This is a genomic window from Paenibacillus barengoltzii G22 (assembly GCF_000403375.2).
Taxonomy (GTDB): Bacteria; Bacillota; Bacilli; order Paenibacillales; family Paenibacillaceae; genus Fontibacillus; species Fontibacillus barengoltzii.
In genome coordinates, this window is the sequence record NZ_KE159654.1 from 95,606 (window position 1) to 116,633 (window position 21,028).

Here is a 21,028-nt window from a genome sequence, read left to right on the forward strand (position 1 = left end):
GCAAATTGTATTCGAAATTTCATACATATTTGAGTGCTCCCCAGACAATTCGCCAAATTCTATATGAAAAATCGAGTACATTACAGGCTTATCCCCGCATTACAGCCCAATGTATTCGAAAAATCATATACATTTCGACTGTTTCACAACTTTCGGACAAATTGTATTCGAAATTTCATACATATTTGCGCGCTCCCCAGGCAATCCCCCTATTCAGCGCGACAATTGTTAACCACAATTAATAATCTAGGTTAACAATCAACTCGCGTCAAGTCCTTTTTTCAAATTAAAGCCGGAACTGCCCTTACCCTCAGGGCCTGCATGTCTGTAAAAACCGCCCTCCAACGAGTCAAATTCTGTTACAGCATCCACAGGCCCGCCGTCAGCACCAAGCTTGCCAGCATCGTCCATACCCCCGCCGCCTTCAGCGGTACATCTCGCAAAAACGTACGCTCCCGATACGCACCAAATCCCTTCACATCCATCGCTCCTGCGGTTTGTTCCACACGGCGGATCGCCCCGGTGAACACCGTGACCAACTGGCCCCGCCACTGCGCTAGCCGTTCGGCAATCCCCCGCGGTTTGCGACCCAACCGAAGTTTACGGGCGGCGGCCGCCTGTCTTCCTTCCTCCGCAAGCAACGGCAAGAACGTCATTGCCAGCGATACGCCAAACACGAACCGGTAAGGCAGCTTTAATCGAGTCGACATCATCACAACAAAATCTTTGGGATTCGTGGATTCAATATACGCCAGCGAGGACAAAAATAAATTCACCAGCCGCAACGTCACGGCGGCAGCGTCCTCCAGCGCATGGCCTGAAATCGGCAGGATTCCTCCGCCTCCAGCACCTCCCTCTTGAAGCTGCACCGCCAGCGCAGTAACCACAAATAACGGCAGGCCAAAGCCCAAAATCCAGGCGATACGCCGCAATAACCGCCCCCAGCCGATTCCTGCCCCCAGCTTGGCCCCCGCTGCCAATACAAGCAACAAGATCACCTGCCGCTCCAGCTCGTCCCAATGCATAGCAAGCGTAGCAATACAAGCTAACGCAACCAGCTTGCTTAGCGGATCCAAGTGGTGCAGCAGATCGCCGCTATATTTCTGCTCAGACTTCCTCATCGTTTATGTTGTTCCTCCCGAGTAATACTCTTTTTTCAGCAATGAATACATCAACAAATCCACAAAACCTCTCTCCGTCTTCTGATATTCCCGAAGCAACCCCTCTTCCACAAACCCAAATCCTTTCAGCAACTTACGGGAAGCGCCGTTGCGCGGATCGACCAGCGCTTCAATCCGGTTCAGTCCCATCGTCTCATAGCCGTACGCAAGCAACATTCGCAGCGCCTCCGACATATACCCGTGCCCCCAATATTCGCGGCCTAGGTCATAGCCGATTTCCCCGCGATAAGCCCCGGCCAGCTCCCAAACATTATAGCCGCAGCTGCCGATCAGCTTCTGTTCTTCCTTCAGCTCGATACCGAAACGGAGCGCATCCTCGCTCTCGGATAAACCGTTCAGCAGGTTAATCATTTCCCAAGCATCCTCCACCGAAGCAAACGGTGGAACATTCATATACTTAGTGACTTCCGGATCGCTCCAATACCGAAACATTACCTCGGCATCGCTTCGCTCCATCCGCCGCAGCCGCAGCCGTTCGCTTTCCAGCACAGGTATGTCTCCGCCGCATTTGTACACGTTCGCCCTCCTCCCTTTCACTTGTGGTCATTGATCGCTGCATCCTTTACTAGCTAATCATATCGGAATGGGCACGTCAAAGGGACAGGAGAAATTTTCCCTGCGGCGATTTTCCTTCCAACTTTTCGGTGATACTATAAAAGCGTAAGAGAGCTTCATGGATAGGCTCGCAAGGAGGAACCAGCAACATGGTATTTACGATCGTTATTTTGTTTTTCATGCTGATTGTTTTGGCATTCGTAACTGGTCTGCCGCGGTTTGCGGTGCGCCAAATCACCCAGATGCGACTGCAGACGAACGAGAGCATCTACGAGTATTTGGAACGAACCGGGGTATTTACGCGCGACCAATTCGAACGGCTGCCGAAACGACAAGTTCAAGTCCGATCCCGAGATGGGCTGAAGCTTAACGGGTATGTTTTGGAACTGTTTCCGGGAAGACAACGCTGGATGATCATCGTCCACGGCTATACGGTTTCCTTGCTCGCTTCCACGCAATACATTGACGTGTTCCGGAAGGCAGGGTTTAACATTCTGCTGGTCGATCAACGTCGACATGGCGGCAGCGAGGGGGATTACACGACCTATGGATATCAGGAAAAATACGATGTCCAAGCCTGGGTCAACTGGATTTTGGAGAATTACGGGGAAAAGAGTGTGATCGGCCTGCATGGCCAATCGTTGGGGGGTGGAACGGTGCTGGAGTATCTTACCATCGCCCATCCAAACGTGAGATTTGTGATCGCGGACTGCCCTTACTCGGATTTGACGGAGCTCATTCGACATCAGATCACCAAGCTGAACAAGCTTCCAGCCAAACCGCTCTTGCCGCTGGTCGATAAGCTGCTGCATCGCAAAGCCGGCTTCCGGCTGCATCAGGTCAGCCCGATTAAAGCCGTTGAGAACAGCACGCTGCCGGTGTTGTTTATCCACGGGACGGAGGACAACTACGTTCCCACTTATATGAGCCGGGAGATGTATCAAGTGAAGCCTGAACCTAAAGAACTGCTGCTCGTGGAAGGCGCGGTTCATGCCAATGCATACGGCATCAATCCGAAGCGGTATACCGAAGTGGTCCATGCCTTCATCGAGAAGGCTCTTGGCGCAGAAATGCCTGAGGCGACCGCTTATTTGCCTAGCATTTGACTTTGGGCCATCACAATATACTGATCCAGACGCTGGCTTAATTCCAGAATGGTGCCGCTGCTGAAGTCATCTTGGGTAGCGGCATTCATCAACTCCATACGCAAATGCTCGATGGTTGCCTTCAAGTCGTTGCTGATTTTATTATTGGTACGGCTTGCGCTTCGGAGAGATTGAGGTACCATAAAAATCACCTTTTCATTAATCTTGTCCCTATTTTATCGCATGATGCCAAAAAACATATTTTGCAAATTTGATAAAAAATAGCACTCAGTGTCGGACTTTGTAAGATTTTAACGCTCCCTTACCATCTGGGTGCTATCACTCGACAAAAAACTCCTTTATAATAGACCTATCGCTGCCGGCAACCTGATCACGCCGTCAGTTTTAAGGAGGAATGATGCATGTTTCATGCCAATGAATATAGCGGTACCCGCAAAGAGCAGCAGCAAGCTGTCTTGTCGCAGCTTCAAGCTCTCATCAGCGGAGAAACGAACCAGGTAGCCAATTTAGCTAATGCGGCTGCCCTGTTGAACCATTACCTGGATGATATCAACTGGGTGGGCTTTTACTTATACGACGGCAACGAGCTCGTGCTCGGACCGTTTCAGGGCCTACCGGCCTGCATTCGGATCCCGCTTGGCAAAGGAGTCTGCGGCACCAGTGCAGAACGCCGCGAAACGCTGCGGGTGGAGGATGTCCACGCTTTCCCGGGCCATATTGCCTGTGATGCAGCATCCAACAGCGAAATCGTCGTGCCCATCGTGAAGGAGGACCGGCTGATCGGCGTTCTGGACATCGATAGTCCGCGGAAAGGTCGGTTTGACGCAGAAGACCAAGCGTTTCTTGAGCAATTCGTGGCGACGCTGGTTCAACAGCTGCCAGTTCCCGCTTAAAGGCGGATAACCGAAGCTTACACTGACTGCGCCAGGTTACGATTCCTGCAAAAATGCAGTTTTTCTCGCTCGAAACGCCGAATTTCCGGAAATGAGCAGAAAAAAAACCGCCACAAGTAAACGAAAGCGCGAGCCTAGGGCCAAACGAAACGGCCATCTAAGCTCGCGCTTATTCACCTATACCCGGCGCCGACGCCGGCTAATTCCCGTTCAAAGTACATCCTCCCCCGGTTTCTTAATGATCATTAAACCTTCCACGTGCCGTTTGCTCATCAGCTTGCGCTTTTTCCGGTTTTCCTTCGAATCGAAGACGATGTCCAAGTCGTAATCCTCCGGATACAGAGACTCGTTCTTGAGATATGGCTTTAAGCGTTTATGGTTCACCTTGATTTTCTGCTTCTGGACCTGAACTAACGCCATACCGCGCAAATCCGGCGGTTCCACGACGATGCCAATCTTCCCGATGGAGGTGACGAGAACGGCGTCACCCACCTCAAACTTGCGGGGAAGCGAAAGGGCTGCTTCTCCGGTTAACGCCCCGGCGTCAGCGGGTTGACCTGCGCCCCCTCCGTCCTCCGTTCTTTGACCGTTCAAGCCTGCTCGCAAGGCTTCCGGTTGTGCCGTCACTCCCGCCTCCTTCTCCCGCTGTCCCGTTTCTCGCGAGCTCCCGGGCACAGAAGACGCCTTGCCTCGCCCATCTCTCGCTTCCGCTGCCGGCTTCGCCGGAACGATCTCATCCCAGCGCAGACCGCCGCTGCCAGAGCCATCGGTGGATTGCTGGCGGCTGATGATATGCTGCGAGCGTTCGATGATCCCGCCGGACATCCCGAGCTTGCGGGCGATTTCGATCGCATAGCTGCGGCCGGATTGCCCGATGGTCAGCCGGTACAGCGGACGCAACGTCTCGGCGTCGAATTCCATCCGTGCGTTCTCAAACCCCTCCGCCCGAGAGGCGAACGTCTTGAGTTCGTTGAAATGGGTCGTGACCATAACCGTCGCCCCTTTCCGGGCGAACTCTTCCAGAATCGCGATCGACAAGGCGATTCCTTCGCCGGGATCGGTCCCCGCCGCCAGCTCATCGACCAGCACCAGGGTTGCAGGCCCCGCCTCCTTCAGAATTTGCACCAGTGCGCCAATCTGAGCGGAGAACGTGCTGAGCGACTGCTCCAGATTCTGACCGTCCCCGATGACAGCGCGAATGCTCTGGTACACCGCAAAGCGGCTGCCCGGTGATACCGGTACCAGCAGCCCCGACTGCACCATCAACGTCAGCAGGCCAAACGTCTTCAGAACGACCGTCTTCCCGCCGGTATTGGGGCCGGTGATAATCAGCGTCCGGTACTCTCTTCCGATTGCCATATCCAGGGGAACCATCAATTGCAGAAGCTTCGGATGCTTGGCCCCGCGAATCACCGTCTCTCCGGTCTCGCTGAGCTGCACCTCGATCCCGCCAATCGCCGCTGCGTATTTCGCCTTGGCAAAAATAAAATCATACAACCCTGTAATCTCGATATTCCGGATCAGATCAGCCGCTTCCCGTTCGACCAATCCGGCAAGGTATCCGAGGATTTTCGCTTCCTCCCGCGCCTCTTCGCCTTGAAGCAGCTCCAGCTCGCCTTGCAAGGCAGCAACCTCCTGCGGTTCGATGAACGCGGTCTGCCCGCTGGTCGATTGGTCCAGCATCCGGCCGTTAACTTGCCTGTAGTAGTCTTTTTTCACCGGAATCACATATCTGCCGCCGCGCACGCTGACGATGTTCTCCTGCAAAATCGAAGCATGCCGAGCCATGACGGCCTGAATCCGCTTCTGGATCCGCTCTTTGACGATGCTGATTTTTTTGCGTACCTTCTCCAGCTCCCGGCTGGCGTCATCCATAATTACTCCGTGCCGGATGCAGCGGAGAATCTCCTGCTGCAGAGCAGGCAAGTCCTGCAAATCCGCCGCATAGACGCCGATTCTCCAGGCCAGCTCGCCTTTGGCCGCCATATATTTCTTAAGCTGCCCGCAGCTGTGCAGGAACATCTGCACCGCCGTCAAATCCTGCTCTGTGAACAGATAGCCTGTGCCCAGTAAAGAGACGACCTGCTCAATCCCTTCCAGCGAAGGCAGCGGGACACTGGCTCCTTTTCCATACAGGGCAAGCGCCTCCGCCGTTTCCGCAATCGCCCGCTCGACAGCCCGCTTCTCCATCATCGGTGCGAGCTCTTCGATGCGTTTTCGACCAGCATAAGATACTGCATATCTCAGCAATTCCTGTTTGATGCTTTCATATTCCAATGTGCTTAGTGAAAATCTTTCCAAGGGAAGCCTCCTTCAAATGGGGTTAATCTTCCTTCTTTTCGGAAATAAAAAAGGCAAAGGACGCACGTATGCCATCCTTTGCCTATACTCCTCCCGCTCGCTGCCGATCTAAATAATCAAAAAAGCCGTGCTGAAAACAGCACGGCTTCATCGTTATACAGATAACGGCAGCTACTCGGATGAGCTGCAAGATGCTCTCGTGTGTGTTCTTAACTACTTCATAGACCGAAACCAGCGTACGGAAAAATACATGCACGCTTATAGCTCAAGCGGCACGTTCTGTACCCTGTGTAACCGTCTCTATGAAATTACTAGTTAAGAACCTTCACCGACATCAATATCTCTCCTCTTTAGAGGTTGTTCTAAAAGTCATCTTTCGATCACGAAGCTAACTCATCGAAGTTTACTCGACATCGAATCTTGAATTCACCCGGGCCTTTCGTTGCTCACGTAGCTTCCAGCTACGCTCCGCTACTCAGTCCCTGGCTTCATTCAACCTTCTCGGTGCTCCAAACCTGACTTTTAGAACTTTCATTAAAATTGGGTTGTTCTAAAAGTCATCTTTCGATCACGAAGCTAACTCATCGAAGTTTACTCGACATCGAATCTTGATTTCACCCGGGCCTTCCGTTGCTCACGTAGCTTCCAGCTACGCTCTGCTACTCAGTCCCTAGCTTCATTCAACCTTCTCGGTGCTCCAAACCTGACTTTTAGAACTTTCATTAAATCGGGTGGTTCTAAAGTCATCTTTCGATCACGAAGCTACATTTCCGAAAAGAAAGATTACCTTTAATTTACCAAAAAGGGGCGTTATCCGTCAATAATACGGCTTTCGACGCGTTGCGTCTCACTTTAAGTGGAATATCTTGCTAATTGAGTGAATTGATTAATTTTATTCTTGCGGCTATTTCATGTATTATATATGAGGTGTTAAAATTGTAAACTCGGCATTAATTCTAACTAAGGAGTTTTTACGGAAAGGAAGGAAACGAAGTGTCACAGTTCAATCGCATCCGGCTCGCCAGCATCAAGCCGTTTGTCTTCTTCTCTGTCATCATGATCTTCAAGATTTATCTTGTCTGGACGGCTATCTTTGATGTAGTACCCGCTTGGGGGCCATTGTTGAAGGAAATCCCGTTTATCTGGATTTTGTTCTGCTTGATTGAATGGTTCTCCTCCAAACGTAAGATCGGCCTTTATTTAACCGTCAATCTCATCGTTACAGCCGTATTCTTCGCCGCTGTTATGTACCATAAATATTATGGGGTTATCGTGAACTACACGGCCCTGCAGCAGGTGAATCAGGTTACCGCGGTGAAGAACAGCGTGTTCTCGCTGCTCGCCCCTTATTATCTGCTGATCTTTGTGGATATCGTGGTGATCGGCTTCTGGTTGTTCCGGAAGAAACGCGCAGAGAAGTTGAAAGCTTTATTTAATCTAAGAAAAGCCAGCACCGGCGTCATTACCGGGATTTTCGCTTTCTCCCTGCTGCTGTGTATCTTTAATGTATGGCCGAACCGGGCCAGCATGAATGAGATCAAGCAGGCTGAGCAAATGGGCATCCTGAACTATGAAACGTACACGATTTTCTCCAGCGCCAAGAAGGAAGAGCTGGTTGACAAGAACGAGATCTCCCAGGCGAAAATCAATAACTTGAAAGGCATTACCCCTCCGGCTGAACCGAAATATTTTGGTGCGGCCAAAGGCAAGAATCTAATCATCATTCAGATGGAATCGTTCCAGAACTTCCTGATTGGCCTGAAGATCGATGGTCAGGAAGTTACGCCAAATATGAATAAACTGGTTAAGGAAAACACCTATTTCAGCCATTTCTATCAAATGGTCGGACAAGGAAATACCTCAGATGCCGAGTTTGTGGTGAACACCTCGTTCTACATCCCGTACAATGAGGCCGCAACGCAAAACTACCCGGACAAAGATCTGCCAAGCTTGCCGAAGCTGATGCGTGATCAAGGGTATGATACGGCAACGTTCCATACGAATGTCGTTGATTTCTGGAACCGCGGGGAATTGTACAAAGCGATTGGCTTCAACCGCTATTATGACCAGAAATGGTTTGGTACCGAAGATACCGTCTTCTTTGGACCTTCGGATGAAGTGCTCTACAAGAAGACCATTGAAGAGTTGGATCGCATGCAGCAAACGGGACAGCCGTTCTACACTCAAGTGATCTCGATGACGGCGCACCATCCGTTTACAACACCGCATGACAAGGATAAAATTCAGCTGCCTGAGCGTTACCAAGACAATATGGTTGGCGATTATTTGCGGGCGCAAAGCTATGCGGATTACGCCCTCGGCCAATTTATTGAGGATTTGAAGCAAAGAGGCATCTGGGACAACAGTGTGGTTGTCATTTATGGGGACCATCTCGGCTTGCCGATGTATTCGCTGGATAAACATGGACTTGAACTGATGAAAGAAATTTACGGACGGGATTACAGCTACATTGATATGATCAATATCCCTATGCTCCTTCATGTGCCGGGTACCGAATTGCCTGAGGTCATGGACAATGTAGGCGGTCAAGTCGATATCCTGCCGACGGTAGCCAATCTGTTTGGGATCAATCTCGATAACCATATTCACTTTGGTGAGGATCTGCTGAACCAAACATCTTACAACCTGTTACCGCAGCGTTACTATCTGCCTTCCGGATCGTTCATCAATGACCAGGCGCTGTTTATCCCTGGGGTATGGTATGATGACGGTACGAAGTATCCGCTCCCTAAGGATGGCGTGACCCAAGCGTTAACAACGGAAAGCGAATATAACCGTGCGCTTGAACTGCTCCGCCTCAGCGACAGCTACGTCAAGCAGCTGCCTGACCGAGAGAAAGAGTAGGAGTTCACACAAAAACAGAAAGAGCCGCAGGCGCCCTTCCGGGCCGTCCTGCGACTCTTTTTTTTATTTGCACATTCTATAATGCCGAAGGAGCAACGCCATCCATCGTCTGATTCCCTTGCCCCTGTCCTTGGTCTTCCTGGGCCCATCCCCGTTCTTGCAGCAGCTCCTGCTCTTTTCTGCGCAGGTACTTACGCCCTCTCCAACGGAAGAACGAAAAGACGCCGCGAATATATTCATCGCTGATCATGCAAGCGTAAATGGCGATAATGCCCCAGCCAATCGAAACGCCAAACAAATACGAGCAGCCGGTTGCGACAACCGACATAAAGATCAAGGAAATGATCATCGTGTACCGCGTATCCCCTACTGCATTTAACGAGTTGCCGAGAGCCATGTTGATCATTTTGCCCGGCTGCAGCAACAGATTAAGCCAGAGCAAAGCGGCGCAGAGGGTTAAAATCTCGGGATCCTGCGTAAACAGCCCCAACAGCTTCGGACCAAACAGCACAAGGATAAATGCGTTGACGATCACGAGCGGCAGCCCAAAGGCCAGCACGCGGTATACGGCACGGTAAGCTTCTTTGGTTTTGCCTGCACCGTACAGGTGAGCGATCTGGATCTGCGCCGCCATCGCCAGCGAGAAGCCCAGCATAAAGCAGAACGACTCCAGCGTATTCATATAGGTTCTGGCGGCCAACTCGGTTGCGCCAAGCATCGCCAGGAAGGAGAAAATCGCCAGCTGCGAGAACACCCAGCTCGCCGAATTGACCCCCAGCGGCCAGCCGATGACCAGCACCTCCTTAAACAGCTTGCCATCGTAGACAGACATGTCCTTAAATCCGATTCGACGCTGAAACGTACCGAGGAAAATGAACAACAACACAATCGTAGCAACGAAGCGGCTGATTACCGTTGAAATTGCCACGCCAGTCAGCCCCCATTGCGGAAATCCAAACGCTCCAAAGATAAAGCAATAGTTCATCAGGATATGCAAAACGTTCATGCCTACCGCCGTGTACATCGGGCCTTTCGTATTTCCAGTGTTGCGGATCGCAGTACCAAGCAGGGAAATCATCGCGGTTAGGATCATCCCTCCGCCAACAATGGAGATGTAGATTTTTGCCAGCGGCAGCAGTTCATTCGGAAGCTGCAATATCGTAGCGATGGGACCAGGAACCGCGATCAGCAAAATACTGAGAAAAAGACCAATTCCCGCCGTCACTTTGAAGGCGATGATCGCAACGGTCCGAGCATCCTCTTCGCGGCCTGAACCGATCTTCTGGGCGATTACAATCCCCGCCCCGCTAGCGACGGTAGCAAACAGCGTTGTCAGCGCATTAAACAACTGGTTGGAGAAGCCCACGACCGCCACCGCATTGTCGGAAATACGGCTGACCATCAGCGTATCGACGGTTCCCAGCAAGATTTGCAGAAACAACTCGATAAATATAGGCCATGCGAGCAGCCAGAGAGAGAATTTATTCTTCTCGCCGCCCTTGTTACTTTTCATTATTACAACCTCCTGAAGTTCGGAGAATCCCGCGGATTCCCTGTCATCGTGTTAGCATGAAACACATTATAGATCGTAATTTCGTTTTGATGTATCATTGAATCAACTCGATTTTTCAATATTCCAACCTAAGAGGAGTGGGTATCCTTTGCCTCCCATCATTGAATTTACCGCGCCGCCACTTCCCCACTACATCGTCAGCGGCTCAGCGGTGATCCCGGTCGGCGGCAAGCATCCCAGCCGGCAAAATATCGGCGCCTTCGACCTGCTGGTCGTCGAGTACGGATGTTTATATATCAGCGAAGAAGGCCGTGATTACGAAGTGCCCGCCGGACACTCGCTCATCCTCCGCCCGGACTGTTACCACTATGCGCTGGAAGGCTGCCGGGAGGATACGCTGCACCATTGGCTGCATTTTCAACTCTTGGGCGAATGGCGCGTCGTTGAGGAGGAAGATTACCAGCATTGCGGATGCAGCCTGACGGATCAGGGCACCCCTGGTTCAATTTCACTGCCTCCGTTCACGGCGACATCGTATACCGTCCCTCTTCCCCAATACGCGAAGCTGGCCCAGCCGCAGAAAATGATCGCGCTGCTGAAGGAACTGACGGATTTGAATCGAGATCTCCATTTGGACAGCGTCCGGTTGCGCCAACAGGCTCTATTTCAAGATGTAATCGTCGAACTGTCGGCCTCCTCATCCAATGCCGGACTCTCTCCGCAGTCAGCCTGCGCCGAGAAGGCAGCCTCCTATTTGCGCGAGCATTATAACGAACCCTTCTCCGCGCAAAAGCTTGGGGAGAGTATCAATTTCCATCCGGTCTATATCGCCCGCTGTATGCAGAAGGTGTTCGGCTGTTCGCCTGCCGTCTACTTGCAACGGCTGCGCATCCAGCAGGCTAAGCTGCTGCTTCTGCAAACGGATCTGACCATCGAACGGATCGCTGAACAAGTGGGCTTTAATCAGGCCGCTTATTTCACCGCTTGCTTCAGCAAGACCGAAGGCATGTCCCCGCGAAAATATCGTCAGCGCTTTACTTGGAGCAAGGACTAACGGATTTACTTCATAACAAAGAGGCCGGGCAAAGGGATACTCCCCTCTGCTCGGCCTCTGCTTCTGCTGCCTCACTTCTTCCCCGGATCAATGTCCTGTGGACGCAAGCCTTCCCAAATGTTCGGGATATTCACCTTGGACGGATCCTCAAAGACGAGAAACGCGGTTGGCAAATACCGCTCTCCGTATTCGGACGAAGGCTTGTTCACGATCTCCCCGCCTTCCTTCACCAATACGGTAGACGACCCGCCGTCCAAATTGGCGGCGATCACGGCGCCGCGTTCCAGCATAATCTGCTGAACATCGTACAGGCTGGCGCCGATGCTGTAGCCCGGCTGACGCCCGTCGATGACAACGAACAGGATCGCGCCATCTTCGCGTTGCCCCATGGCCGTCCGCGGTGCGATGCCCCAGCCTTCTTTTTGACTGCGAATCTGTCCTTTGCCGTTTACGATAATTCGCGGCTGAAACGTCACCGCTTCCTGAATCCCCAGCTTGTTCAATTCCTCCAGCGTATATTTACCGGCGATCATCTTGCCCTTCTTGTCCAGGCCCACGATCTGCGTCGATGCCCCTGAACTAATGCCGTTGTAATACAGCTTCCCTTGGGAAATGACCACCCCAATCGGCTTGAAGCCGTTGCCTTTCCAGTTCGGGTCGGCAAAGCCGCCGCCGTTCACGCCGGCAATGGCACCGGTCCGCGCGACCATGCTGGAGACCTTCTCCCCTTTGCCCCGTTTCGCTGGAACCCCCAAACGGATTTTGGTCGGGTCGTTTACAGTAAGCACGTACCCGTGATAGCTTTTGCCGGAGACCTCTTCAATTTCAATGAGCGGCTTCTCCGCTTGTGTGTCTTCTTGATCCTCCGGGTCGGGCAAATCAATCGTATGGGTGTCCTTCTCCGTTCCCATCTGCTCGAATTGCGCCTGGTAAGCGGCGACCCGTTTGTCCAGCTCGGCTTGTCCGATGATATATTTGGCCCAATGGCGATGCTGCGTCGTAATCAGCGTATCGGCCATTAAATAGCGCATATTGTTCCCTGACGGGGTAAAGAACAACCAGAATAAGGCCACCGTCCCGATCAGCATCATCGCGATGATCAGCCGGGACATCAGATAGAAAAAACCACGCTTCCGCCGTTTCTTAGCGGACGTACGCTTCTTAGCCCCCGTTCCCCGCTTGGCCGACGCGCGGCCTGTCCGGCTTGTCCGGCTCGCGCGGCTGGGTAATGTAGGCGTTGGCATGATGCTTGTCTCTCCCCTGCTCTCTAATATACTTGCTGTACAATAAACGTTCATATTAGTCTGAAAGTTTCAACCTCACACTCGAGCGCGTGAGAACCATGATCGCTTCACTGTACACCAAAAACCCGCCTGCATCAACAGGCGGGGCCCTTCTCTAAGCAAGGCTTCCGCGAAGATCCTTCCCGGCAAGCTTCTCCGCGCAAGGCGTAGAGCTGCTTGAAGCCTCGTCTGCGTAAAATTCGTGCTGCTTTTAACACCGCAGATCGACGGTTTGCAATGATCAGAACAGGACAAGATGGCGATAACTCCTTATGCCATAGAAACGGCAATCGACCTAACGAAATGTTAATCGCTCCATCCAGATGGCATTCTTCATAATAAGACGCGTCCCGGACATCCAGCATCTTCGTCTGCGGCGGCAGGTCGAACCTGCGTAAGCCCTTCTCCCCTACGAACTTTAGGCCCGGGACAGGCCATACCAACCGAAGTCCATATCCGCTTATCCAGGCGGCAAGCAATAATCCTCCTGCCGTGATCAGCATGTCACTCACTCCACTTCATCCTGCCAAGCCAGCATTCCGCCGGTCATGTTGACCACACGGTAGCCTCTCTCACTAAGCAGCTCATAGGCCAGACTGCTCCGCCCGCCGCTGCGGCAGACGACGATTACCTCTTCCTCCGGATCCAGCTCCGCTAACCGCTCTGGCAGCTGTCCCAACGGAATATGCTTAGCCCCTGGAATGTGGCCTTCAGCCCACTCCAATGGCTCACGCACATCCAGCACATGGACCTGCTCACCCTGCTTCAACCGCGCGGCCAGCTCGTCCGGGGTTATTTCCTTCTCTGGCTGAAACGCCATCGTTATCGTCTCCTTTTCAAATTACCGGCTCTTGACCAGCAGCTCTACCGCTTCCTTCACCAAATGGGCGGTGTCGCCCCCTTGAGCCTGCTCCTCCAAGATACACTGCTGCAAGTTATCCGCAACGATCTGGGCCAAAGCCTTATCCGTAGCACTCCGCACTGCAGAAAGCTGACCTACCACTTCCTTGCAGGGCTTCCCTTCCTCCATCATGCGAAGCACTCCGCGCACCTGACCTTCGATTCGTTTCAATCTCCGTTTGACTTCTTCTGAATAGAGATGTTCCTCAGCCATGTCCTGCACTCCTTTCCATCATTCATCGTGCCTGACATCTCGTTCGAGTGGATACCCCCACGGGTATATATAATAATTGAAAGTCACCCCCTCGTCAACCTCGCAAGTCGAGCGTAACACCAAAAAGGGCGGAGAATCATCTCCGCCCCTCAACACAACTACATATTCAGCTTATTTCCGATTGGCAACTTTGTCCCATTCTGTATCCAGGTTTTTCAGGTATGCATTGACATCCTTCTTCAGCAGGAACTCTTGAATCAAAGCGTCAAGCTTCATAGCACTTGGAATATAGTGGTCCGCAAAATCAGAAATTTGACCGGCTGCAAAGGCTTCTTTAAAGCCGTCCACAATCGGATCACTTTGCGATACGCCGGTGATAGCTGGGAACGCTTTTTGTTCATCGATATATTGTTGTACATTTTCCGGTTCCATTAAGAATTGGATAAACTTCATAGCTTCTTCCGGATGCTTGGTATTTTTGGCAACCGTCAACAGCGTATCTACGCCGGAAATGACTTTATTCTGCGTTGGATCATTCGTTGCCGGCAGCGGGAACACGCCCAGCTCGATGGAAGGGTTCGCCTTCTGAATTTCCGGAATCGCCCATACTCCTTGCAAGTACATCGCGGACTCGCCTTTAGCAAACCCTGTATTTCCATCGTTGTAACCTTTGCCAAAAATGTCTTTTTGCCCGTAGTCCAGAAGCTTCAGCTGTTTCTCAGCCACTTCTTTGAACGCGTCGGCGAACTTCACCGTACCTTCTTGACGTTGTTTGAAGATATCCGTACCAACGATACTTGGCTCCAGTGCATTGAACGGAACCAACACGGTCCAAGAATCTTTATAGGTCAGATAAAAAGGAGTGATCCCTTGAGATTTGAACTTCTCTGCTGCAGCAATAAACTCATCCCAGGTTTTTGGTACTTCTACGCCGGCTTCGGCAAAGATCGCTTTGTTATAAATCACGCCGCTGGCGTTCGCCGAGAATGGGATGCCGTTCACTACATCCGATCCGGTCAAATCGTTCATCATTTGAATATAAGCTGGTTGAATCGAGGAGAGAATTGCATCACCTGTGAAGTCTTTGAACACCCCTCCGGCAGCCAACGACTTGTAAGTATCCGTTGCCCCCATACCAATAACATCCGGAATATCATCCTTTGCCGCTCTTGTCTTCAGGACAGTTTCCGCGTCTGGCGGGTTTACCTGAGTCACCTTGATATTAGGGTTCGCTTCGTTAAACTTCGCAATCAGCTTATCGAAGGTGTCCTTCGCTTCGGTTTTATTTTGGAAAAATTCGATTTCAACCTGCTTGCCGGAAGTGGCGGTTGATCCGTTGTTGGACGCCGTTCCTGCGTTATTTCCTCCACCATTACCGCAAGCGCTAAGCATCGAAGCAGCTAACAACCCTGCTAATACGGGTGCTATGATTTTTTTCATCATGTTTTATCCCCCTGATCGTAAAATTTTCACTGTTGGCGTAGGACAGAAAATAGAGGTTATCAGGATACGTAAACGTTTACTTTTTACTCAATATGTACCCATTCAGCCACTACTTAAGCCCCTTCTCGTGAGTAACCATGAATCCTTCGTTGACTTCACCTAGTTCCGGACTTCACCTCTTTGCGTTGGTTTCATCTCTGCAAGGTAAACGTTTACGAACTGAGACAATGAAAGCCATTAGTTCTTCCATTTGCGCTCATTTCAAATCAAACGCTCGGAAACGTAAACGCTTACCTAAATATATCCCTGTGTGATAGGTTTGTCAATAATTTTGATCAAGCATTTTTTTCGCCTTCGATCCTACAAGACAATTCCCCCTCTCCCCTAAAAATATCGTTGACAAATAGGAGCACAAGTTCTAAAATCGAGTAAGCGTTTACGTTGTCTACTATCAGAGTAGAACCATATTGAAACGAATGAGGCGGGTAATATCATGAACCCTACCATCAAAGATGTTGCCAAAAAGGCCAATGTATCCATAGCTACCGTATCCCGTGTACTCAATAATTTGCAAGGCTATTCGGAGCAAACGAAAGCCAAAGTATACCGAGCCATCGAGGAAATCGGATATCAGCCTAACGCCATCGCCCGTGGACTGATCAATAAAAGAACACAAACGATCGGCGTGATGTTTCCGACCGTATCCAGCCTGTTCTCTTCCGAGATTCTCCACGGTGTGGAGGACTTCGCTCAAGATAACGGATACAGCGTTATGGTATGCAACACCGATTCAGACGGAAAGCGGACTCTCAAATACTTACAGGTATTGCGTGAGAAGCAGGTTGATGGTTTGATCTTTTCCAGCGAAGTCCTGAAAGAAGAATACTATCAGACACTTCAGCAAATGCGAATTCCTTATGTCCTGGTCTCGACGGAATCCGGCTATGATCATGTACCGTATATCAAGGTCAACGATTTTCAGGCCGCTTATGATGCCGTAGAGTATTTGATTCGATTCGGCCATCGCAAAATCGCTTTGCTGAGCGGTACTAAGCACGATACGATCGCCGGGATTCCAAGAATTGAAGGTTACAAGAAAGCCCTTGAGAACCACGGCATACCGATTAACGAATCTTATATCGCCTATGGAGATTTCTTATTCGACGTAAGCTATAAAGCTATGGAAGAACTCTTAAGCCGGGCCCCTGATATCACCGCCATCTTTGCGGCGAGCGACGAGATGGCAATTGCTGCAATCTCTGTAGCTGCCAAGTATGGAATTAAGGTGCCTGATGAGTTGTCCATTATCGGATACGATGATCTGAAGCTGGCCCAGATGTCGGTTCCCCCTTTGACTACCGTACGACAACCATTGTACGATATGGGCAATCTAGCCTCTCAGAAACTGATTCACATGATCAAAACGGGGAAAGCCGAAAGCAGCTGCATCGTAGCCCATTCCATCGTCGAAAGACAGACGGTACGGGCGATTAGCTCCCATGACAAGCGGGATATCCATAATCCAAAAACGTAAGCGATAGCCTGATGGTCAATGATCTAAGTGCTCGCTCACGTTCTTTTTTTCAAGGGTACGTAAACGTTTACTAGTAACTAAGGATTCAAGCATTTCTTAAGGAGGAATAAACATGACGAAACGCCGTACGGCCTTTTATTGGATGACTTTACCCGCTCTCGTGTTATTTTTTGCTTTTCACACCTATCCAGCGCTTCAAGGCATTTTCTATGCTTTTACAAACTGGGACGGCTTCAGCAAAAGTTATGATTTCATCGGTCTGAAGAATTTTATTAATGTATTTAAGGATTCGAATGTCCTGGATTCATATATCTTTACGTTCAAATATGCGATTACAGCCACGATCCTGATTAACGTACTCAGCTTGTTAATTGCACTGGGACTTAATGCGAAAATTAAGGCTAAAAACTTTTTTCGCGCCTTTTATTTTCTGCCCAACGTCCTTGGTGTGTTGATCATCGGTTATATTTTTAACTACCTGTTCTCCAACGCCTTCCCGATCTTGGGCGAGAAGTTAGGCAGCGATTTTCTCTCGATTAACCTTCTTGGAAAACCTGACTGGGCCTGGGTTGGTGTCGTCATCGTCGGAGTTTGGCAGGCCATAGCCTATAATACGATTCTTTACTTGGCCGGCTTGCAGACAATTCCTGCCGACCTGTACGAAGCTTCGAGTCTCGATGGTGCCTCCAAATGGAAAGAGTTCTGGAAGATCACTTTTCCAATGCTGGCCTCGTTCTTCACCATCAACATGGTCCTGGCCATGAAGGGCGGATTAATGGTATTTGACCAAATCGTTGCATTAACCGGAGGCGGACCGGGTACAGCCACCCGATCGATCGCGTTATTGATTTACCAAGGTGGCTTTACTGGCGGTGAATTCGCTTATCAATCAGCAAATGCGGTCATCTACTTTATCGTGATCGTCGCCATTTCTCTGTTCCAAATTAAAGTTCTACAAAGACGGGAGTTGGATCAACTATGACTAAGAAAACCAATTGGCTCGCAACGATACTCATTGCGCTTGGCTCCCTTTTCATTTTGTTCCCGCTATATATGACCGTGAGCATCGCTTTGAAAAATCCGGAGGAAATGGCGGCGTCGATATTCTCATTGCCGACAGGCCTCCATTTCAGCAATTTTAAACGGGCTATCGAAGCCACCAAATTCTTTCAAGCCCTCGGCAATAGCTTTGTCATTACTGCCGTATCGGTTGTTTTTATTCTATTGACCAACTCGCTGGTTTCTTATGCGATCGCCCGGAACATGAACCGCAAGTTCTTCAAAGGGCTGTACCTTTACTTTATCAGTGCGATGTTCATTCCGTTTCAAATTATTATGCTGCCTGTCGTTAAAGTAACAACTGACTTAAGCATGAATAACATTCCCGGTCTGATCATCCTGTACATCGTTTATGGTCTGCCGTTTAACGTCTTCGTGTATGTCGGTTACATCCGCTCCATACCTATTGAGCTGGAGGAAGCAGCGACAGTCGACGGGACGTCTACCTGGGGGACCTTCTGGCGGATCATCTTCCCGCTGCTGGCGCCAATCAGTGCTACGGTTGCGATTCTGTCCTGCCTGTCAACGTGGAACGACTTCCTGTTGCCGCTCATTTTGCTGGCTGATCCAACTCAATATACACTGCCGCTCGTGCAATACGTGTTCCAAGGCCAATTCAGCACGGACTATAATCTGGCCTTCGCCTCCTATTTACTGGCGCTGTTGCCGATGGTTATCGTTTATCTGTTCCTTCAGAAATGGATCATTAGCGGGATTACGCAAGGAGCTGTCAAGGCTTAAGCCGAACGGTACACCGTTGTGCTTTTCCAAAAAGAAGACCCAAGCCTCCATTCATTCCAATGATGGCTTGGGTCTTCTTTTTATTTTAACGTAATTTCTTTCTCCCAGGTCACTTCCTTACCTTGATCATTCGCGAAAACAAAGGTGACCTTGCCAGTTTCGTCTTTCATTTCGTCAGGATAAATGAAGCCCATAAACTGTCCGTTACCGCTGATATAGAATCCGTTTCCGCCTTCTTGACCATGCTTAATGGCTTCCTCCAACGTATTTACGATGTTGTTTTTCTCGGATGTCCAATGGATCTCCTTCAGCATGTAGCCTTCCGGTGCTTTTTTGACCGTGAAGTCAAAGCTTCCCCCTTCAGCCAGCGGTTTCGGGGTTTGATCGATGACGATCAGAATGTCGCCGTTGGCAGCATTCTCCGTGCTGGCGTTATCATCAGACGTATTGGCAGAATTGTCGTTTGTTGTTGGCTCTTGCAGCGCTCCACTTAATGATTTATTCCCGCATGCGCTCAGCATCAATACCGCCGTCAGAGCTGCCATCAAAAGTACCAGTGTTTTATTTTTCATCATGAGTTTCTCCTCCGTTTATGTGATCTTGATTTGCTAAGGTAAAATAGAACGCTACACCTTGCTCCGTATTCCGAGCTCCGTATTCACTGCCATGCAGCTCCAAAATATGCTTCACGATCGCCAGCCCCAGCCCGGTCCCGCCGGATTTGCGGTCCCTCGAACGTTCTGCCCGGTAAAATTGGTCCCAAATCCGGGCCAGATCCGCCTCAGGAATCGTGGGGCCTACATTTTCGATCGTCGTCGTGATCTTTCCATTCACTTCCCGATGCAGTTCAATGCAGATGATGCTTTCCTCCCGGGCGTGGCGAACGGCGTTGCTTAGTAAGTTCAGGACTACCTGCTCAATCCGTCTCGGATCGGCCCAAACCGTCATCTCCTCCACATGGGATGAATGCAGTCCGCTTTTCTCATAACTAAGTGTCAACTTGATTTGAAGCCCCTTGGCTTCCAGCTGCTGATCAAAGGACTCGGCTACCCGCTTGACGAGGCGGGACAAGGAGAAGCTGCGCGGTTGCAGTTGGATCTTCTTCACCTCAAATTTGGACAGTTCCAGCATATCCATAATCAAGGCGTTCATTCGATCGGTTTCGCTGACGATCAATGCCAAATAACGCTCTTTTTTGTCGTCTGCCACTCCGTCCTGCAGCCCTTCCGCAAACCCCTTAACGATGCCTAGAGGTGTCTTCAGCTCGTGAGATATGTTGGCGACGAGCTCTTTGCGCAGCTCCTCCGCTTTCCGCTTCTCCTCTACATCCTGCTGCAATTGACGATTAGCCAAGGTCAGCTCCTTCAACGCTTCGTCCAAATTGCGCGACAGCCGGGCCAGATTGCGGGACAGCTCGCCGAACTCGTCCTTGGACCGAGCTTCCGGCACTACAGAGAAATCCAACTCCGCCAGGCGGGCAGCCGTGCGATTTAAGGCAAGCAACGGACGGGACACCAGCCGCGAAAAGATCAGGGACAGCAGAACGACCAGCACAAGGATCAGCGGAGCCAGCACAATCACATAATTTTGAAGAATGTCCACGGCTTCTCCAACCGGCTGCAATGAGCTTAATGCGATCATGTAATGCGGACCCCTCTGCTCTTCGTTGGCGAGCGGCTGAAGCAGTACAGCGTACTCGACACCGCTCCACGGATCCCGCCATTCGAATCGAACGAGTCCCTCTTGAAGCAGCTCCGTTTCGGAGGAATTATTTCTGTAAATTTGCTCTCTCCAAGCTTGAACCGCATCATCGATCAACGAATCCTGATAAAACGGATTATATGAGCGAGAATTGGGCTCCGGCAGCAACAGATCCTCTACCTTGCCTTCCACCCGCACCAGCCCGAGATCAGGCTCACGACTCGCTTCTGCCGACAAATGAATCTCCACGGGATTCATAATCGTATCCAACTGATCCATAAACATCCCGTCGACCGTCAGCTGATCGCCAACCGCAAATTTCGGAATCTCTTCCCAGGTTGTCCCTTCCGTCGGAATGACGACCTTGATCTTCTTCCCGCTTAACGTCTGCAAATCGATATAATAAGGTTCATAGTGAAGCTGCACAAATTCTCGACTTAATATAGCGATACTGGCGTCATGCCGGTTCATGTATTCGCCTAACAGCCGGGATACTTGCTGGTCATCGTTGGGATGCTCGCTGAACTGCTTGGCAAAGCTCCGCATGCTCTCGACCAACCGGTTGATTTTGGTCTCCCGATAGAAGCGCTCGAAGAACATGCCTTCAGCCACCATGACGACCGAGAAGGCCAGTAACACCAGCACCGAAGTGACAATGAACAACTTAAAAACAACGCTATGCCTT

At 50.6% G+C, this 21,028-nt stretch carries 19 protein-coding genes; 7 read left to right on the forward strand and 12 right to left on the reverse strand.

Translation table 11 applies throughout. The features are described from left to right. Positions 1-359 precede the first annotated feature (359 nt). The gene (locus tag C812_RS15440; RefSeq protein WP_016313587.1) at positions 360-1,121 is read right to left on the reverse strand and encodes an energy-coupling factor transporter transmembrane component T family protein; all 762 of its coding nucleotides are present in this window, start codon (positions 1,119-1,121) and stop codon (positions 360-362) included. Positions 1,122-1,124: 3 nt separating this feature from the next. Continuing rightward, complete coding sequence (locus C812_RS15445) at positions 1,125-1,697, reverse strand: GNAT family N-acetyltransferase (RefSeq protein WP_016313588.1); 573 nt, start codon at positions 1,695-1,697, stop codon at positions 1,125-1,127. A gap of 188 nt (positions 1,698-1,885) precedes the next feature. On the opposite strand from C812_RS15445, the gene C812_RS15450 reads away from it, so the two are divergent. After that, positions 1,886-2,842 carry an alpha/beta hydrolase gene (locus tag C812_RS15450; RefSeq protein WP_016313589.1) on the forward strand — a complete coding sequence of 319 codons (957 nt, stop codon included), beginning with the start codon at positions 1,886-1,888 and terminating at the stop codon, positions 2,840-2,842. On the opposite strand, the gene C812_RS15455 is transcribed toward C812_RS15450, so the two are convergent. Beyond that, positions 2,824-3,024, reverse strand: a complete 201-nt coding sequence (locus C812_RS15455; RefSeq protein ID WP_016313590.1) for an aspartyl-phosphate phosphatase Spo0E family protein — start codon at positions 3,022-3,024, stop codon at positions 2,824-2,826. The two genes, C812_RS15450 and C812_RS15455, sit on opposite strands and share 19 nt — an antisense overlap. A 219-nt stretch (positions 3,025-3,243) precedes the next feature. On the opposite strand from C812_RS15455, the gene C812_RS15460 reads away from it, so the two are divergent. Beyond that, positions 3,244-3,735, forward strand: a complete 492-nt coding sequence (locus tag C812_RS15460; RefSeq protein ID WP_016313591.1) for a GAF domain-containing protein — start codon at positions 3,244-3,246, stop codon at positions 3,733-3,735. A gap of 210 nt (positions 3,736-3,945) precedes the next feature. Here the strand turns inward: C812_RS15460 and C812_RS15465 are convergent, their stop codons facing one another. Continuing rightward, on the reverse strand, positions 3,946-6,036 hold the full coding sequence (locus C812_RS15465; protein WP_016313592.1) for an endonuclease MutS2: 2,091 nt from the start codon (positions 6,034-6,036) through the stop codon (positions 3,946-3,948). Positions 6,037-7,029: 993 nt separating this feature from the next. On the opposite strand from C812_RS15465, the gene C812_RS15470 reads away from it, so the two are divergent. Then, entirely contained in the window at positions 7,030-8,901 is a 1,872-nt protein-coding gene (locus C812_RS15470; RefSeq protein WP_016313593.1) for an LTA synthase family protein, read from the forward strand. 76 nt (positions 8,902-8,977) lie between these two features. Here C812_RS15470 and C812_RS15475 read toward each other — a convergent pair whose 3' ends face one another. After that, on the reverse strand, positions 8,978-10,414 hold the full coding sequence (locus tag C812_RS15475; RefSeq protein WP_016313594.1) for an MATE family efflux transporter: 1,437 nt from the start codon (positions 10,412-10,414) through the stop codon (positions 8,978-8,980). Between the two features lie 148 nt (positions 10,415-10,562). Here C812_RS15475 and C812_RS15480 point away from each other — a divergent pair, with 148 nt between their 5' ends. Continuing rightward, entirely contained in the window at positions 10,563-11,468 is a 906-nt protein-coding gene (locus C812_RS15480; RefSeq protein WP_016313595.1) for an AraC family transcriptional regulator, read from the forward strand. Between the two features lie 71 nt (positions 11,469-11,539). Here C812_RS15480 and C812_RS15485 read toward each other — a convergent pair whose 3' ends face one another. From C812_RS15485 to C812_RS15505, 5 genes are all read right to left on the reverse strand, one after another. Beyond that, entirely contained in the window at positions 11,540-12,580 is a 1,041-nt protein-coding gene (locus tag C812_RS15485; protein WP_232228293.1) for a phosphodiester glycosidase family protein, read from the reverse strand. A gap of 266 nt (positions 12,581-12,846) precedes the next feature. Further along, positions 12,847-13,254: a rhodanese-like domain-containing protein gene (locus C812_RS15490; RefSeq protein WP_016313597.1), complete on the reverse strand. Its 408-nt coding sequence runs from the start codon at positions 13,252-13,254 to the stop codon at positions 12,847-12,849. A 5-nt stretch (positions 13,255-13,259) separates the two neighbouring features. Next, positions 13,260-13,571: a rhodanese-like domain-containing protein gene (locus C812_RS15495; protein WP_016313598.1), complete on the reverse strand. Its 312-nt coding sequence runs from the start codon at positions 13,569-13,571 to the stop codon at positions 13,260-13,262. A 21-nt stretch (positions 13,572-13,592) separates the two neighbouring features. After that, positions 13,593-13,865, reverse strand: a complete 273-nt coding sequence (locus tag C812_RS15500) for a metal-sensitive transcriptional regulator (RefSeq protein WP_016313599.1) — start codon at positions 13,863-13,865, stop codon at positions 13,593-13,595. A gap of 171 nt (positions 13,866-14,036) precedes the next feature. Then, positions 14,037-15,305, reverse strand: coding sequence for an ABC transporter substrate-binding protein (locus C812_RS15505; RefSeq protein WP_244268340.1), 1,269 nt, complete (start codon positions 15,303-15,305; stop codon positions 14,037-14,039). 496 nt (positions 15,306-15,801) lie between these two features. On the opposite strand from C812_RS15505, the gene C812_RS15510 reads away from it, so the two are divergent. The 3 genes from C812_RS15510 (at position 15,802) to C812_RS15520 (ending at position 18,642) form a co-directional block, all read left to right on the forward strand. Beyond that, a complete protein-coding gene (locus C812_RS15510) occupies positions 15,802-16,842 on the forward strand; it encodes a LacI family DNA-binding transcriptional regulator (protein ID WP_016313601.1) in 1,041 nt (346 codons plus the stop codon). A gap of 112 nt (positions 16,843-16,954) precedes the next feature. After that, on the forward strand, positions 16,955-17,824 hold the full coding sequence (locus C812_RS15515; protein ID WP_016313602.1) for a carbohydrate ABC transporter permease: 870 nt from the start codon (positions 16,955-16,957) through the stop codon (positions 17,822-17,824). Then, complete coding sequence (locus tag C812_RS15520; RefSeq protein ID WP_016313603.1) at positions 17,821-18,642, forward strand: carbohydrate ABC transporter permease; 822 nt, start codon at positions 17,821-17,823, stop codon at positions 18,640-18,642. The genes C812_RS15515 and C812_RS15520 overlap by 4 nt, the downstream gene beginning before the upstream one ends. Positions 18,643-18,722: 80 nt before the next feature. Here C812_RS15520 and C812_RS15525 read toward each other — a convergent pair whose 3' ends face one another. Beyond that, complete coding sequence (locus tag C812_RS15525; protein ID WP_036625630.1) at positions 18,723-19,214, reverse strand: hypothetical protein; 492 nt, start codon at positions 19,212-19,214, stop codon at positions 18,723-18,725. Further along, positions 19,204-21,006: a sensor histidine kinase gene (locus C812_RS15530; RefSeq protein WP_244268341.1), complete on the reverse strand. Its 1,803-nt coding sequence runs from the start codon at positions 21,004-21,006 to the stop codon at positions 19,204-19,206. Before C812_RS15530 ends, C812_RS15525 begins: the two co-directional genes overlap by 11 nt. Positions 21,007-21,028: the final 22 nt, after the last annotated feature.